The 14,579-nt window shown below is 64.5% G+C and carries 15 protein-coding genes and 2 tRNA genes; 10 read left to right on the top strand and 7 right to left on the bottom strand.

Going from position 1 to position 14,579, the window contains the following annotated elements; genetic code table 11:
• Window positions 1-181: 181 nt before the first annotated feature.
• The 3 genes from ccmE to ccmC are packed head-to-tail and all read right to left on the bottom strand — an operon-like array spanning window position 182 to window position 1,496.
• Window positions 182-628: a cytochrome c maturation protein CcmE gene (ccmE, locus tag DI606_RS17350; RefSeq protein ID WP_293985178.1), complete on the bottom strand. Its 447-nt coding sequence runs from the start codon at window positions 626-628 to the stop codon at window positions 182-184.
• Window positions 625-756, bottom strand: a complete 132-nt coding sequence (gene ccmD, locus DI606_RS17345) for a heme exporter protein CcmD (protein ID WP_293985177.1) — start codon at window positions 754-756, stop codon at window positions 625-627. The genes ccmE and ccmD overlap by 4 nt, the downstream gene beginning before the upstream one ends.
• A gap of 5 nt (window positions 757-761) precedes the next feature.
• Complete coding sequence (gene ccmC, locus DI606_RS17340; RefSeq protein WP_293985176.1) at window positions 762-1,496, bottom strand: heme ABC transporter permease CcmC; 735 nt, start codon at window positions 1,494-1,496, stop codon at window positions 762-764.
• Between the two features lie 206 nt (window positions 1,497-1,702).
• Here ccmC and purF point away from each other — a divergent pair, with 206 nt between their 5' ends.
• Both purF and DI606_RS17330 read left to right on the top strand, forming a co-directional pair.
• Window positions 1,703-3,163, top strand: coding sequence for an amidophosphoribosyltransferase (gene purF, locus DI606_RS17335; protein WP_293985175.1), 1,461 nt, complete (start codon window positions 1,703-1,705; stop codon window positions 3,161-3,163).
• Window positions 3,164-3,245: 82 nt separating this feature from the next.
• The gene (locus tag DI606_RS17330) at window positions 3,246-3,956 is read left to right on the top strand and encodes an SDR family NAD(P)-dependent oxidoreductase (protein ID WP_293985174.1); all 711 of its coding nucleotides are present in this window, start codon (window positions 3,246-3,248) and stop codon (window positions 3,954-3,956) included.
• A gap of 4 nt (window positions 3,957-3,960) precedes the next feature.
• Here the strand turns inward: DI606_RS17330 and DI606_RS17325 are convergent, their stop codons facing one another.
• Window positions 3,961-5,226 carry a cyclopropane-fatty-acyl-phospholipid synthase family protein gene (locus DI606_RS17325; protein WP_293985173.1) on the bottom strand — a complete coding sequence of 422 codons (1,266 nt, stop codon included), beginning with the start codon at window positions 5,224-5,226 and terminating at the stop codon, window positions 3,961-3,963.
• Window positions 5,227-5,262: 36 nt separating this feature from the next.
• Window positions 5,263-6,639, bottom strand: coding sequence for a deoxyribodipyrimidine photo-lyase (locus tag DI606_RS17320; RefSeq protein ID WP_293985172.1), 1,377 nt, complete (start codon window positions 6,637-6,639; stop codon window positions 5,263-5,265).
• Between the two features lie 194 nt (window positions 6,640-6,833).
• Between DI606_RS17320 and DI606_RS17315 the strand changes: the two genes are divergently transcribed.
• The 8 genes from DI606_RS17315 to DI606_RS17280 all read left to right on the top strand — a co-directional run bounded on the left by DI606_RS17315 (window position 6,834) and on the right by DI606_RS17280 (window position 14,303).
• On the top strand, window positions 6,834-7,319 hold the full coding sequence (locus tag DI606_RS17315) for an RNA pyrophosphohydrolase (RefSeq protein ID WP_293985179.1): 486 nt from the start codon (window positions 6,834-6,836) through the stop codon (window positions 7,317-7,319).
• A gap of 56 nt (window positions 7,320-7,375) precedes the next feature.
• Window positions 7,376-8,281, top strand: a complete 906-nt coding sequence (locus tag DI606_RS17310; protein WP_293985171.1) for a YdiY family protein — start codon at window positions 7,376-7,378, stop codon at window positions 8,279-8,281.
• Window positions 8,282-8,339: 58 nt separating this feature from the next.
• Window positions 8,340-9,557 carry a hydrolase gene (locus tag DI606_RS17305; protein ID WP_293985170.1) on the top strand — a complete coding sequence of 406 codons (1,218 nt, stop codon included), beginning with the start codon at window positions 8,340-8,342 and terminating at the stop codon, window positions 9,555-9,557.
• A 20-nt stretch (window positions 9,558-9,577) separates the two neighbouring features.
• Window positions 9,578-10,597, top strand: coding sequence for an arginine N-succinyltransferase (locus DI606_RS17300; RefSeq protein WP_293985169.1), 1,020 nt, complete (start codon window positions 9,578-9,580; stop codon window positions 10,595-10,597).
• On the top strand, window positions 10,594-11,856 hold the full coding sequence (locus DI606_RS17295) for an N-succinylarginine dihydrolase (protein ID WP_293985168.1): 1,263 nt from the start codon (window positions 10,594-10,596) through the stop codon (window positions 11,854-11,856). The genes DI606_RS17300 and DI606_RS17295 overlap by 4 nt, the downstream gene beginning before the upstream one ends.
• 29 nt (window positions 11,857-11,885) lie before the next feature.
• Complete coding sequence (locus DI606_RS17290) at window positions 11,886-12,101, top strand: hypothetical protein (RefSeq protein ID WP_293985167.1); 216 nt, start codon at window positions 11,886-11,888, stop codon at window positions 12,099-12,101.
• 133 nt (window positions 12,102-12,234) lie between these two features.
• A complete protein-coding gene (locus tag DI606_RS17285; RefSeq protein WP_293985166.1) occupies window positions 12,235-12,687 on the top strand; it encodes a TadE/TadG family type IV pilus assembly protein in 453 nt (150 codons plus the stop codon).
• Window positions 12,684-14,303: a pilus assembly protein TadG-related protein gene (locus DI606_RS17280; protein ID WP_293985165.1), complete on the top strand. Its 1,620-nt coding sequence runs from the start codon at window positions 12,684-12,686 to the stop codon at window positions 14,301-14,303. Before DI606_RS17285 ends, DI606_RS17280 begins: the two co-directional genes overlap by 4 nt.
• Window positions 14,304-14,308: 5 nt before the next feature.
• Here the strand turns inward: DI606_RS17280 and DI606_RS17275 are convergent.
• Window positions 14,309-14,385: transfer RNA gene (locus DI606_RS17275), tRNA-Arg, on the bottom strand.
• 41 nt (window positions 14,386-14,426) lie between these two features.
• A tRNA-Arg gene (locus DI606_RS17270) sits at window positions 14,427-14,503 on the bottom strand.
• Between the last annotated feature and the right edge of the window lie 76 nt (window positions 14,504-14,579).

The raw sequence follows: 14,579 nt of genomic DNA, 5'->3' as shown, positions 1-14,579 counted from the left end.
GAGTGCAGCGAAGGCGAACGCGGTGAGTGCGCCCTGCGCCACGGCGGTGGGCCGCACCGCGCCCAGCAGTTCGCCCTTGCCGCCCTTCGTCCCGGCGAAAGCGAGGAACAGCTGGAGCAGCGCAAGCGCCGCCGCCAGCCACAGCGCGGCAAGGCCCGCCTCCGCGATCACGGCGCTATTCTCACTGGCCCGGCTTCATCTGGTGAGTCTTTTCGTCATAGGTCATGCCTTTAAGTTCGCGCGGCATGTAGCGCTCGTCATGCTTGGCAAGGAGATTGGCGGCGACGAAACGACCGCTGGCGTCCATCGCCCCTTCCGCGACGACGCCGCTGCCTTCGCGAAACAGGTCGGGCGCGATGCCGTTGAAGGTGGCGGGCACGGTCGCCTTGCCATCGGTGACGTCGAACCGAAGCGTGACGCCGTCCGGCGCGCGCCTGAGGCTGCCCTTCACCACCATGCCGCCGAGCCGGATCGCCTTCCCGGGCGCAACGCCCTTGGACCGGATGTCGGCGGGCGTGTAGAAGTAAGCCGCTTCATCCTTGAGTGCAGAGGCCGCCAGCAGGCCCGCCCCGAGGATCGCAACCAGCGCGGCGAGCGCCAGCATCAGCCGTTGATGCTTCGCCTTCATTCCGCGTCGCGCCGATCGTCGAGACTGGTTTCGGCGCGGCGCATCGCTCGCCAGCTGGCAAGGCTGAGCCACAGGACGCAGACACCCGTCAGGGCATAGGCGGCGATGACGAAAGGCCAGGGGTTCATGGGGATCAGGCCCGCGCCAAGCGCTGCATCCGCGCCTCTGCCTTGTTACGGGCGAGGATGGCGCGCATCCGCATGAGGACGATGGCCGCGAACCACAGGCTGAAACCCGCAAGCGTCAATCCGAGCGGCCAGAGCAGCGCGGCGTCGATGCTCGATCCGCGCAGCGTGATGCTCGGCCCCTGATGCAGACTGTTCCACCACACGACGGACCGGTTGATGATGGGGATGTTGACCGCGCCCACCAGCGCGAAGATCGCAGTGACGGTCGACGTCCCGCCCTGCCCCGCCGCCCGTCCGTCGCGCCCGCTCGCGTCGGCGAGCGCGATATAGCCGAGGTACAGGAAGAAGAGCACCAGCATGGAGGTCATGCGACCGTCCCATTCCCACCATGTGCCCCAGGTGGGGCGGCCCCAGATCGAACCGGTGACGAGGCAGAGTGCCGTGAAGAGCGCACCGGGCACGGCAATCGCCCGCCCCGCCACCGCCGCGAGCGGGTGACGCCAGACAAGCTGCATCAGTGCCGCGATGGCGATGCCTGTCCATCCTCCCATGCCGAGCCAGGCGGCGGGCACGTGAATATAAAGGATACGCACCGTCTGCCCCTGGAGATAATCGGCGGGCGTAACGAACAGGCCGCACAGCGCGCCCGCGACGATCAGCCCCAGCCCCGGCCAGAATAGCCAGCCGGTCAGCGGTCGCGCGATCTTCAGGAAACGGGCGGGATTGGCAAAACGATGCATCAGGGCTGCGTGTGTAGCGATGCCCGCGCAGCAATGCCAGTGCGCCATTCGGTAAGGACGACGGCAGGAAACGCAATGTTACGCGCCCGGTTCCGCCTTTTTTGTGACAGGGAGGCGACAAAGCCGCCCCGACCCACTATATGCCCGCGCACAGGCCGTCCGAAAGGATGCGCTCACGAGAACGGCAACGGAACCGGTTCGCACCCATGATCACGACCAATCCCTTCGACGATGATAAATTGCGCGAGGAATGCGGCATTTTCGGCGTTTCCCGCGCTGAAACGGCGTCCGCTATCGTTGCGCTCGGCCTTCATGCGCTTCAGCATCGGGGGCAGGAAGCCGCCGGCATCACCAGTTGGGACGGGCATGATTTCCATACCCACCGGGCGATGGGCCATGTCGCGGGCAATTTCGACCGGGACGAGGTGATTCGCGGGCTACCCGGCGGAAGCGCCTGCGGACATGTGCGTTATTCGACGACGGGCGAGACTTCGCTTCGCAACGTCCAGCCGCTCTATGCCGAACTCAACAGCGGCGGCTTTTCCATCGCGCATAACGGCAACATCTCCAACGCGATGAAGCTGCGGCGCGAACTGATTCGCCGCGGATCGATCTTTCAGTCGACGTCCGATACCGAAGTGATCATCCATCTGGTCGCGACATCCAGCTATCGGACGCTGCTCGACAAGTTTATCGATGCGCTCAAACAGATCGAGGGCGCCTATTCGCTCATCGTGATGACGCCCGAGGGCATGATCGCCTGCCGCGATCCTCTGGGCATCCGCCCGCTGGTGATGGGCACGCTGGGCGACGCGACGATCTTCGCCTCCGAAACGGTTGCGCTCGATGTCGTGGGCGCGGATTATGTGCGCACGGTGGAGCCGGGCGAACTGGTGATCGTCACCAACGGCGGCGACATCCGGTCGCATCGCCCGTTCGGCGAAACCCACGCCCGCCCCTGCATATTCGAGCATGTCTATTTCAGCCGCCCCGATTCGATCGTCGATGGATCGAGCGTCTATTCGGTGCGAAAGGCAATCGGCGCTCAGCTGGCCATCGAAAACCCGGTCGAGGCGGACTATGTCATCCCGGTTCCCGACAGCGGCGTGCCTGCCGCCATCGGCTATGCGCAGGAATCGGGCATACCGTTCGAACTGGGCATCATCCGGTCGCATTATATCGGGCGCACCTTCATCCAGCCGGGCGACAAGGTCCGGCATCTGGGCGTCAAGCTCAAGCACAACGCCAACCGCGCGCTGATCGAGGGCAAGCGGATCGTGCTGATCGACGATTCGATCGTGCGCGGCACCACATCGCTCAAGATCGTGCAAATGATGCGCGAAGCGGGCGCAGCGGCAGTGCATATGCGGATCGCGTCGCCGCCGACCAAGCATAGCTGCTTTTACGGTGTCGACACGCCCGAGCGCACGAAGCTGCTCGCGCACAAGCTGGACATCGGCGGGATGCAGGATTTCATTCACGCCGACAGCCTGGCCTTCGTGTCGATAGACGGCCTTTACAAGGCGCTGGGCGAAGCGAAGCGCGCGGACATCCGTCCGCAATATTGCGATGCCTGTTTCACCGGCGATTATCCCACCACGCTGACCGATCAGGACGAAGCCGTGGTGCAGAACCAGTTCGAATTGCTGGCCGAGCGCGTCGTCTGATCCTTCACGGGGCGGCTGGACGGTCGCCCTTCCCCTGTCCTCGACCGAGCGCCCGGCATGGGACCGGGCCGATGGGAGCTTCATGTCCGACCTTCCCCTTTCCGGCAAACTGGCGCTCGTCACGGGTGCGAGCCGCGGCATCGGCGCGGCAACGGCGCAGGCGCTGGCCGCTGCGGGTGCGCATGTGGTGCTGACCGCGCGGACCGGCGGGGGCCTCGAAGAGGTGGAGGATAGCATTCACCGGGCGGGCGGCAGCGCAACCATCGCCCCGCTCGACCTGACCGATGGGGACAGCATTGGACGACTGGCGCAAGCCATCGGCGGACGGTGGAGCGCGCTCGACATCCTCGTGCTCAATGCCGCGACGCTGGGTTCGCTGGCGGCGGTGCAGGCGATTGACGCCAAGGAATTCGCCCGCGTCCTGACGCTGAATGTGGGGGCGCCCCAGGCCATGATTTCGGCGTTCGACGGCATGCTCCGCTCCAGCACGGACGCACGGATCGTGGCGCTGACATCGTCGGTCGCGACGCCGCGCGCCTATTGGGGGGCCTATGGCGCTTCGAAAGCGGCACTGGAAACGCTGATCGGGGCCTATGGTGAGGAGGTGAAGAACATTTCCGCCATTCGCACTCACATCGTCGATCCGGGCGCGACACGCACGGCGATGCGGGCACGGGCCTTTCCGGGGGAAGATCCGGCAACGCTCAAGGCGCCCGAGGCCGTTGCCGATGCCATTGTCGCACTGGTGACGGCGGATACGCCGACCGGATACCGAACGCGCGTTGAGGGCTAAACGGTCAGGCGGGCTTTACCAACGTCACCTGCGCCACGTCGATCCCCCCGCCCAGAAATCCGCCTTCGCAATACATGAGATAGTAGCGCCATAAGCCCACGAAATGCTGGTCGAATTCTGCTGGCAACAGACCTTCGTCTATGGCCCGGTCGAACCGATGCCGCCACCGCCGCAGCGTTTCGGCATAATGGATGCCGAAGCGTTTCTCATCCCGCCATTCCAACCCCTGCGCTTCGGCAAGCGCCCTAAATTGACGTTGCGAGAGGAGCATCCCGCCGGGAAAGATGTAAGTCTGGATGAAGTCGGCGGCGCGGGCGTAGCGATCGAAGATGTCATCGTCGATAAGGATATACTGGATTGCCGCCCTGCCGCCCGGTTTGAGCAGCCGGTGGATGGACCCAAGATAGGTCGGCCAGTAACGCTGGCCCACCGCCTCCACCATTTCGACACTTGCGATGGCATCGTAACTACCCACCGCATCCCGATAATCCGTCAACAAAATCCGCGCTCCGGTGCCGAGTCGGTCACGGGTATATTCCGCCTGCTCGGTCGACAGAGTAAGGCCCGTATAGTGCAGGGCGGCGCGTTCCATCGCCTGCTCGGCCAGACCGCCCCAGCCGCAGCCGATCTCCAGCATCGAATCGCCGTCCTTGAGAACGAGCCGGTCGAGGATCGCATCGACCTTCCGCCGTTGCGCCTGCTCCAAGCTTTCGATCCGGTCGCCGGGGTCGCGAAACATCGCGCTGGAATAATGCATCTGCGAGTCCAGCCACAGCGCGTAGAAGTCATTCCCGAGATCGTAGTGATAGGCGATATTGTGGCGAGCGCCCGCAGGATTGTTGCGTCGTGCCCAATGCCAAAGCCGCCCTGCCCAGCGTGCAGGCCCATTGGGCCGTGCCGTGCGTCCGAGTGCTTCGGCGTTGCGCATGAAGAGCGCGAAGAGCGGGACCGGATCGGGGCTGGACCATTCGCCCGCAGCCCACGCGCGATACCATCCTGCCGATCCGCCGCTCGCCAGCCGGATCAGCGCGCGCCACCGGTACAACTGGACCACACAGGCTGGGCCGTCGCGCCGACCGCCCAGCAACCGTCGCGTCCCGTCTGGCAGGTGCGCTTCCAGCGCACCATGGTCTAGCCCGACGTCGAGCCGGTCAAGGAAGCGGTGAAATAGCGGCGCTACCCATCGCGCGAGGCGTGTGGGATGTCCGCTTACGGGCGGGCGGCGAACGGAAAGGGCACGGCGGCCACGACGCGGATCGGTTGCGTTCATGACGTCACTCCTGCCGCAAGCCAGCCACCGCTGCAATCACCCCTTCATATGACGGTAAGCGGCCAGCGCCCGTTCGCGCCCTTCCTTGTGACCGATAATCTTCGCGGGGTAATCCCTGGGCCGGGCATCGTGCGCATCGGGATCGTGAATCGCGTCGTCAGACAAGTCTTCAAGTTCAGGCACCCATTGCCGGATATATGCCGCCGCATCGAACTTTTCCGATTGGGTAAGCGGCGCCATGATGCGGGTAAACAGATTTGCGTCGACGCCGCTTCCTGCCACCCACTGCCAATTGACGCTGTTATTGGCATAATCGGCGTCCACCAGCGTATCCCAGAACCAGCGCGCCCCGTGCCGCCAGTCGATCAGGAGATGCTTGATAAGGAAGCTGGCTGCAATCATGCGCACACGGTTATGCATCCAGCCGGTCGTCCAAAGTTGCCGCATTCCCGCATCCACAATGGGATATCCGGTACGCCCCTGCTTCCACGCGCTGAAATCGCTTTTCGCTTCCCGTAGGTCGCGCCATGGCAGCTTGTCGAAATCGGAGCGTGCGTTACGCGAACCGTAGGCGGGAAACTCACAAATCTGACTATGGGCATAATCGCGCCAGATCAGTTCCTTAAGATAGACATCTGCGTTCTGACCAGAAGCGCAGATTCGCGACCATATATAAGCGGGAGACACCTCCCCATAATGAAGGTGGGGCGAGAGGCGGGACGTGCCCTCATTCGACGGAAGGTTGCGCGCATCGGGGTAGGCCGCGACCTCATCCAAAAATGCAGTCACATTCCGGCGTGCGCCGTCCTCACCGGGGGTCCAGTCGTCAAAGAACGCGGATGCCCAATCCGGGCCTGTCGGGAGCAGCGCCCAATCGTCCAGCGAATCGCTGGCGGGCCAACGGGGAGGCGCGTCGATCGATCGCGGCGCCTGACGCGGCTGGGCTGGCGGCATATGCTCCATCACAGCGCGCGAGAAGGGCGTGTAGATGCGGTAAATGCCGCCCGCCCCGGTTCGGACAGAACCCGGCGGTAAGAGCAGCGCGCCATCGTTCAGGCATAGATCGAGCGAGTTCGCGACCCCCTTCTCCGCCTTGCGCCACCATTGTTCATAATGATGCAGCGCATGCACCCGGCTCGCCCCCGCTTCCTTCGCAAGCTTTGCCATCACCTCAGCGCTCGCGCCCCGCCTCAGGATCAGGCGCGATCCCTTTGCACGCAGGCTTTTATCCAAAGCTACAAGGCTGTGGTGAAGCCACCAGCGGGACGCCCCGCCGATGGTCCAGTCGTGCGGGGCATCATCGTCCAGGATATACACCGGAATGACGGGGCCCTCCTCCACCGCCGCAAGCAGGGCGGCCTGATCGGACAAGCGAAGATCCTGGCGAAACCAGAGAAGGACAGGAGCGGTCATGGAGGACCAATGCGGCCCTGCCCGGTCGGTTCCAACCCACCCGAGGGGCCATATTGTCGGCATCGGTCCACCGCAAAAACGATTCGCCGAATGGACGGGGGGCGATGCGCTCACTATCTCCTTCAGGCGAACGGCTCGACTGCCGCGACGCGCGCCTGGGGAGGCGGCTGCGTAACGACGACGATGGGGACATGATGGCTACGACGCCGAACGAACGGGAACCAGCCTACCGACCATGCGTCGGCATCATGCTGGTCAACAGGGATGGCAAGGTCTTCGTGGGCCAACGTCTCGATAATGTGGTCGAGGCCTGGCAGATGCCGCAGGGCGGTATCGACGAGGGCGAGGATTCGCGAACGGCCGCGTTGCGCGAATTGGGCGAAGAAACGGGAATCGCCAGCGATCTGGTCAATATCATTGCCAAGGCCAAGGACGAGCATTTCTACGACCTGCCACCTGAACTGATCGGAAAATTGTGGGGCGGGAAATATCGTGGACAGCGCCAGGAATGGTTCCTTGCGCGCTTTCTGGGTGAGGACGACAATATCGACATCCAGACCGCCCACCCGGAATTTCGCGCGTGGCGCTGGGCCGATCCCGAAACATTGCCGGACCTGATCGTGCCGTTCAAGCGCAAGCTCTATCGCGACATCCTTCAGGAATTCAGAGCGTTGATCTGAACGAATACGCCCATTTTAGGGCTTAAAATATCGCGTCGCCAAGCTATGACGAGGCCATGCGCGCGTTGATGATATCGTTCCCATTGCTGATTGCCGCCGTTCCGTCCGGCGCGCTGGCCGACGACGCGCTGCTGCCGCCGGCGGTGCGTGAGATGATGGAAGCGGCGATTGCCAACGGCAACGAAACCGACATCGCCACCGTCGCAAAGATCGCCAAGCAGACCAACCCCGCTTCCGCCGACGAAATCCAGCGCATGGTCAAAAGCTGGAAGGACCGGACGAAAGCAACGCGCAACATGGTGATCCGCGAGGCGGCCTTTACCGACCTGTGGACCGGGCGGATCGAGGCGGGGGGATTTCGATCCACCGGTTCGACCAGCGAACTGGGCATCTCCTTCGCGGCGACCGCCACGCGAACGGGGATTCAATGGACTCATAAGCTGAGCGCCGCCGCCGACTATCGCCGGGCGAACGGCGTCACGTCGCGGGAGCGCTACACGGCAGGATACGAGCCGCGATTCGAATTCAACCCGCGCGGTTTCGTTTATGGCCTCGCTCAGTTCGAGCGCGATACGTCCATCGGCTACGACGAACGCTATACCGTGTCGACGGGCGTGGGTTACAAGCTCATTCTGTCCAAGCCGGTCGATCTGTCCGCAGATATAGGCCCATCGGTACGTCACGCGAAATATGTGATCGGGCCACGCGAAACGAAGCTGGGCGTTCGCGGATCGATGGCTCTGGCATGGCGGGTGGCCCCGGCCGTGACGGTCAAGCAGACAGCGTCCGCCTATGCCGAAAGCGACGTGGTCACATTCAACACGCTTACTTCGCTGGAAACGAAAGTCACGTCGCGATGGTCGACCGCCATATCCTACACGATGCAGTATGAGTCGGAGACATTGCTGTCGGACCGGAACCTCAACACGCTCAGCCGACTGACGCTGACATATGATTTCTGAACCACGCAATTTTCGTGCGGGGTTGAAGGAGACTGTCGCGGTCTGATAGACCGGGCGGATGGAGAGATTGACCGCCGCCGAACGCGAATTGATGGACCGTGCCGCCGATGCGCCGATGCTGGCGCAGGTCGAACGATGGTCCGCGATCAACAGCGGTTCGCGCAATCTTGCCGGGCTGGCGCGCATGGCGCACGAACTGACGGACGCGTTTTCGGCCCTACCCGGCGAGATCGGTCTGGTGGACGGATCGGGCGTCGATGCGGTCCAGCCGGATGGAGCCGTCGCTCCCATCGCGCATGGGCAACATCTGCACCTTTCCGTCCGACCCGATGCGCCCGTTCGCATCCTGCTGACCGGGCATATGGACACGGTTTTCCCATCGGACCATCCTTTCCAGACGCTGCGCTGGATCGAGCCGGGCGTGCTCAACGGGCCGGGCACCGCCGATATGAAGGGCGGCATCGCCGTGATGCTGGCGGCATTGCGCGCCATCGAGCGGTCTGCGGAAGCGCGGCGCATAGGCTACGATGTCGTCATCAACAGCGACGAGGAAGTGGGCAGCCCCTCCTCCGCCGGCCTGCTTCGGCAGGCGGCAGCGGGAAAGGTCGCCGCCTTCACCTATGAGCCAGCGCTGCCCGACGGGACGCTGGCCGGCGCGCGGGCGGGGAGCGGCAATTTCTCGATCGTCGTCACCGGGCGCAGCGCTCATGCCGGACGCAATCCTGAGGAGGGGCGCAATGCTCTGATCGCGGCGGCGGATCTGGCGCTGCGCCTGAAGGCGGCGAGCGGCGCGGGCTTTTCCTGCAATCCGGCAAGGATCGAGGGCGGCAGTCCCAACAATGTGGTGCCCGATCATGCCGTGCTGCGCGTCAATTTCCGCCCGCGCTCATCGGAAGACGAAGCCGCCGCGCGTGCGTTGATCGACCAAAGCATGGCGGATGTCGCGCGGGAGCATGAAGTGGCGCTGCACCTCCATGGCGGGTTCGGACGCCCGCCCAAGCCCATGGACGCCAAGGCCGAGCGGCTGTTCGGGCTGGTGCGTCAGTGCGGGGCCGACCTTGGCCTGCCGATCGCATGGCGGGACACGGGCGGCGTGTGCGACGGCAACAATATCGCGGCCTGCGGCGTGCCGGTGGTCGATACGATGGGCGTGCAGGGCGGCAGCATTCACAGCGACGCGGAATTCCTGCTGACCGACAGCCTGCCAGAAAGAGCGCAACTGTCGGCGCTGGCGATCTGGCGCATCGCGCACGGACAGCTTCCCACGATTGCGTAAAAGAAGAGAGGGCCAGGATTTTGAGCTTCATCATGCGCATAGCGCGCGCGGACGATTTGCAGACGCTTTATGAGATGGCGAAGCTCACCGGGGGCGGCTTCACCAATCTGCCGCCCGACCGCAAATCGCTGGCCGCCAAGCTGGAGCGGACGGAGCAGGCGGTCGCGCGGGAAGATGAAGCGGTCGCCGACGACCTGATCGTCATGGTGCTGGAAAATACCGAAACAGGGCAGGTGCGCGGCACCTGCCAGATCTTCTCGACCGTGGGACAAAGCTGGCCCTTCTATTCCTATCGCCTCGGCGTGATGACGCAGCATAGCCGGGAGTTGGGCCGCACCTTTCGCGCACAGATGCTGTCGCTGACCACCGATCTGGAAGGGTCGGTGGAAGTGGGCGGACTGTTCCTGCATCCGCGCGAACGAGCGGAGGGGCTGGGCCTGTTGCTGGCTCGGAGCCGATATCTTTATATCCGCAACCATCGGGCGCGCTTCGGCGATCGGGTGATAGCGGAACTGCGCGGCGTGATCGACGAAGCGGGAGCTTCGCCCTTCTGGGACGGACTGGCAGGGCGCTTCTTCGGCATGAGCTTTCAGGAAGCGGACGAATTCAATGCGGTGAACGGCAACCAGTTCATCGCCGACCTGATGCCCAAGACACCCATCTATACCGCCATGCTGACCGACAGCGCGCGCGCGGTCATCGGCCTGCCCCATCCCAACGGCCGCGCGGCGATGCGGATGCTGGAGACCGAAGGCTTCGAAAATGCAGGCTATATCGACATTTTCGACGGCGGCCCGACGATGGTGGCACAGACCAACCAGTTGAGAAGCATCGCCGCCGCGCGCGACGTGACCATGGCCGCCACACACCAGAACGGCGGCGAAAGGATGCTGATCGCGACCGGGCGGCTGGCCGATTACCGCTGCACCTGGGGCTTCGTCCAGGAAAGCGGCGATGGCGCCTGCTCACTCGATGCCGCGAGCGCGGCGCGGCTCGGATTGCGAGAGGGAGACAGCTTCACCATGGCGGGACGGGCATGAGCGTACGGGAAATCAATTTCGACGGCATCATCGGCCCAAGCCACAATTATGCCGGGCTGAGCCGGGGCAATCTTGCGTCCGCCCGGAACGCGGGGGCGGCCTCCCATCCCCGGGCGGCGGCGCTTCAGGGGCTGGAGAAGATGCGCGGCAATGTGCGACTCGGCCTGACGCAGGGCATCCTGCTGCCGCAATGGCGACCCGACAGCGCATGGCTGACGCGGCTCGGCACCGATGTGGGATCGGCAGAGCCGCACATCCGCGCCGCCGCCATGTCCGCTTCCTCCATGTGGGCGGCGAATGCGGCTACGGTGTCGCCCGCCAGCGATACGGCGGACGGACGCACGCACCTGACCGTCGCCAACCTCGTCACCATGCCGCATCGCAGCCATGAATGGCCGCAAACACTGGCGCAATTGCGCGTCGCCTTTTCCGACACCCGCGCCTTTGCGGTGCACGATCCGGTCCCCGCCCCCTTCGGCGACGAAGGCGCGGCCAATCACATGCGCCTGACCGAGCGGCACGACCGGGCGGGCATCGAGATATTCGTCTATGGCCGGTCGGGCGGCGCTTTTCCCGCAAGGCAGCATGTCGAAGCGAGCAAGGCCGTCGCCCGCGTCCATGGCCTGAACCCCGCCCGTACATTCTTTGTCGAACAGTCGGAGGAAGCGATCGCCGCCGGGGCATTCCATAACGACGTGGTCGCCGTCGCCAACGAAACCGTCCTTTTCGCGCACGAACAGGCGTTTGCCGACAAGGATCGTTTCTACACCGACCTGCGCGCCGCTTTTCCGGCAGTCGAAATCGTCGAAGTGCCGGCGAACGCGATCAGCCTGGCCGATGCGATCAAAAGCTATCTGTTCAACGCGCAGTTGGTGACACTGCCCGATGGCGACGGCATGGCACTGGTCCTGCCGACCGAGGCGCGGGAAACGCCGACAGTGTGGCGCTGGCTGGAGCAGATGGTCGCGGGGAACGGCCCCATCCGCCATCTGGTGCCAGTGGACGTGCGGCAGTCGATGGCCAACGGCGGCGGGCCTGCCTGCCTGCGCCTGCGCGTCGTGGCCGATCCTGCCGACATCGACCCGCGCTTCCTTGTCGACGAAGCGCGGATCGATGCGATTGCCGCCATCGTCGCGCGCTATTGGCCCGAACGCATCGCACCGGACGACCTGGGCGACACCCGCCTCATCGCCCAGATCGAACAATCATGGTTAACGCTTGTTGACCATTTGCAGCTTTCGAGCGACCTCCAGCCCTAGCGTCGGGGAAACACGCTGGACGAGTCGCCATGGAACGGATCAAGAGCCTTTTCATCATCAAGACCAAGTTCGAGGCGTTTCTCGTCATCTACGCGCTGGCGCTGGGCGCGACGCAACGAGGTGCTGTGTATTTGAGCCAGTATCCCGGTACGGGCGGCAAGCTGCTGGCAGCGGCCTGCTGCGGCGCGGTTTTCATGGCAGGCGGCAAAATACTGGACGCGCTGGAGTATCAGCGCGGCGTGTGATCGCATGATCGATCCGTAGTGGAGCTAAAAACCCGCCTCGCTTTGGTATCGGTGCGATGGCGCTGCGGAAATGCAAACCAGAACGGATCATTGGCCAACCAAGCTTTGACCGACGCCGGCCTATCATCGCCCGATGGACAGGATATCGGCTATCGCAGCGAATGACAGGCCGTGCCGTGCACGGTCGACGATCTACGCTGATCGGCGGGGCAGCGTGCTGGTGGAAGCTGCGTTCGCGCTACCGCTGCTCGCGCTGCTGCTGACGGGCATTTTGGGGTATGGCTGCTGGTTCATGACCGCGCACAGCCTGCAACAGGCGGCCAACGATGCGGCGCGCGCCGCCGTGGCGGGGCTGGATGCCGGTGAACGGCGTGCGCTGGTCGATCAAAGCGTCGCAGCGGCCCGAAGCGCCTTTCCGGTCCAAGGCGCGGAGACGATCACCGCCACCACAAGCGAACATGGCGGGTTCTACAGGGTAACGCTGCGCTTTCGCCTCGCCAATGCGGCGGTTTTCGCTGCGTTACCGGTCGCGTTGCCAAGCGAAGAGCTGGAGCGCAGCGCCGTCGTTCGGCTGACCGCCTCATGACGGAGAAACACCCCTCGCTGCCCACCGACCGCCGGGGTGGGATCAGCGTGTTGCTCGCAGGATCGATGTTCATGCTGGCGGGCGCGGCGACGGTGGCTGTCGATCTGGGATCGGTCTATCTGGCACGTCGCCAGTTGCAGGGTGTCGCCGACGCAGCTGCGCTGGCCGGAGCGCAGGGCGGAACCGAGGCGGCGACGCAGCTGCTGGAACGGAGCGGCGTCGCAGGGGTGCGGATGCAGTCGCTGGAGACAGGCACTTACGCGGCGGACCCTGCGGTCGCCGTCGCGGAACGGTTCCGCGCCGATCCTTTCGTGTCCAGCGCCGCACGAGTGACGGTGACGCGCCGCGTCCCGCTGTTCTTCGGGCGCTTGCTGGTCGGTCGCGACGGCGTTTCCATGTCCGCTCGCGCGGTCGCGGCGCGCAGCGATGTCGCGGCCTTCTCGCTCGGTACCGGTCTGGCCTCGCTCAGCGGAGGCTTGCCCAACATGCTGCTGTCGAGCCTTGCCGGAACCGAACTGAACCTGTCGGTCCTCGACAGCAACGGACTGCTAGGCGCCAATCTCGACCTGCTTCGCGTCGCCGATGCTTTGCGGATACGACTGGGCCGCGATGGGGAAGCCTATGGCGCGTTGTTCGACCGTGACATTCCCCTGGCCGAACTGCTGGGCGCCATGGCGGACGTCTCGGTCGGATCGCCCGCCGCCGCGACGCTCCTCGCGCTGGCGGGGCGCATACCGGGGCGGTCGGTGCGGCTGAGCGATGTCATCGACCTCGGACCGGTGGGCGGAGCCGCCAGTCCGACAGGCCAGCCCTCCATCCTGATCGACGCCTTCTCGATGCTGCGCATGATCCTGTCGCCGCCTTCGGGGACGAGCGTGCCGATGGACCTCAACGTTTCCGTCCCCGGCCTGACCGCGACCCGGCTGATGCTGATCCGGGGGGCGGGTGAGGCGCATTCGCCTGCTCTTGCCGTCACGGCCAGTCGCGACGTGGTGATACGAACTGGCCAGATGCGGCTTTATCTCGACAGCAGCGTGTCGGCATTGTTGCCCGGTATCGCCTCCGTCAGGGTGCCGATCTATATCGAACTGGCGGCAGCGGAGGCGCGCCTGTCGCAAGTGGATTGCGGGTCGCCCGGCGGGGTGACGCTGACGGTCAAGCCCTCGCTCGGCTCGGCGGCATTGGGAGATGTCGATACCGCCGCTTTCACCAACTTCGCCGTTGCGCCCAATGTCCGCCCGGCGGTGCTCGCCCAGGCTCTTGGCACGCGGGTGACCGGGGCCAGCCATATCCTGCTGGGCGGGACGCAGAGCCACACAGTCAGCTTTTCGACGGCCGACATCGCGGCGCAAAAAACGAAGACAGTGAGTACTGGCGACCTGACCGGGGGAATCGCCGCCAGCCTGATGCAGCGCGCACAGATCCGCGTGACATTGTTGGGGATCACGCTGGATGCCAGCCCGCTCGCGGGATCGGTCGGCGGCGTCCTGAGCGCCGCCGCACCCGTGCTGGACGGCATCGTCAACAATGTCATGGGAACGCTGGGCGTCCGGTTGGGAACGGCTGACGTGCGCGTCCATCAACGGCGGTGCGGGATTGCGACGCTCGTCGCGTGATGGAGTGGTGCACCCGGAGCGATTCGAACGCCCGACCCTCAGATTCGTAGTCTGATGCTCTATCCAGCTGAGCTACGGGTGCATGCACTCGACGGAACGTAACGCCCCGCCTCATGTGTCCAATGGTGCACCCGGAGCGATTCGAACGCCCGACCCTCAGATTCGTAGTCTGATGCTCTATCCAGCTGAGCTACGGGTGCGATTGGAGAGGCGCAGATAGAAGCGTGCGGCAGATTGAGCAAGCCCCTTTTTTGCGGTTTTGCGACCCTTGGCGAG

The organism is Sphingobium sp. (assembly GCF_003248505.1).
GTDB lineage: Bacteria > Pseudomonadota > Alphaproteobacteria > Sphingomonadales > Sphingomonadaceae > Sphingobium.
The sequence above is the reverse complement of the archived record's forward strand: the minus strand, read 5'-3'. Positions and strand labels throughout refer to the sequence as shown.

What these genes read in the sequence shown, in the direction of transcription:
- ccmE (WP_293985178.1), bottom strand. Translation starts at nt 628, where the DNA reads ATGAAGGCGAAGCATCAACGGCTGATGCTGGCGCTCGCCGCGCTGGTT.
- ccmD (WP_293985177.1), bottom strand. Translation starts at nt 756, where the DNA reads ATGAACCCCTGGCCTTTCGTCATCGCCGCCTATGCCCTGACGGGTGTC.
- ccmC (WP_293985176.1), bottom strand. Translation starts at nt 1,496, where the DNA reads ATGCATCGTTTTGCCAATCCCGCCCGTTTCCTGAAGATCGCGCGACCG.
- purF (WP_293985175.1), top strand. Translation starts at nt 1,703, where the DNA reads ATGATCACGACCAATCCCTTCGACGATGATAAATTGCGCGAGGAATGC.
- DI606_RS17330 (WP_293985174.1), top strand. Translation starts at nt 3,246, where the DNA reads ATGTCCGACCTTCCCCTTTCCGGCAAACTGGCGCTCGTCACGGGTGCG.
- DI606_RS17325 (WP_293985173.1), bottom strand. Translation starts at nt 5,226, where the DNA reads ATGAACGCAACCGATCCGCGTCGTGGCCGCCGTGCCCTTTCCGTTCGC.
- DI606_RS17320 (WP_293985172.1), bottom strand. Translation starts at nt 6,639, where the DNA reads ATGACCGCTCCTGTCCTTCTCTGGTTTCGCCAGGATCTTCGCTTGTCC.
- DI606_RS17315 (WP_293985179.1), top strand. Translation starts at nt 6,834, where the DNA reads ATGGCTACGACGCCGAACGAACGGGAACCAGCCTACCGACCATGCGTC.
- DI606_RS17310 (WP_293985171.1), top strand. Translation starts at nt 7,376, where the DNA reads ATGCGCGCGTTGATGATATCGTTCCCATTGCTGATTGCCGCCGTTCCG.
- DI606_RS17305 (WP_293985170.1), top strand. Translation starts at nt 8,340, where the DNA reads ATGGAGAGATTGACCGCCGCCGAACGCGAATTGATGGACCGTGCCGCC.
- DI606_RS17295 (WP_293985168.1), top strand. Translation starts at nt 10,594, where the DNA reads ATGAGCGTACGGGAAATCAATTTCGACGGCATCATCGGCCCAAGCCAC.
- DI606_RS17290 (WP_293985167.1), top strand. Translation starts at nt 11,886, where the DNA reads ATGGAACGGATCAAGAGCCTTTTCATCATCAAGACCAAGTTCGAGGCG.
- DI606_RS17285 (WP_293985166.1), top strand. Translation starts at nt 12,235, where the DNA reads ATGGACAGGATATCGGCTATCGCAGCGAATGACAGGCCGTGCCGTGCA.
- DI606_RS17280 (WP_293985165.1), top strand. Translation starts at nt 12,684, where the DNA reads ATGACGGAGAAACACCCCTCGCTGCCCACCGACCGCCGGGGTGGGATC.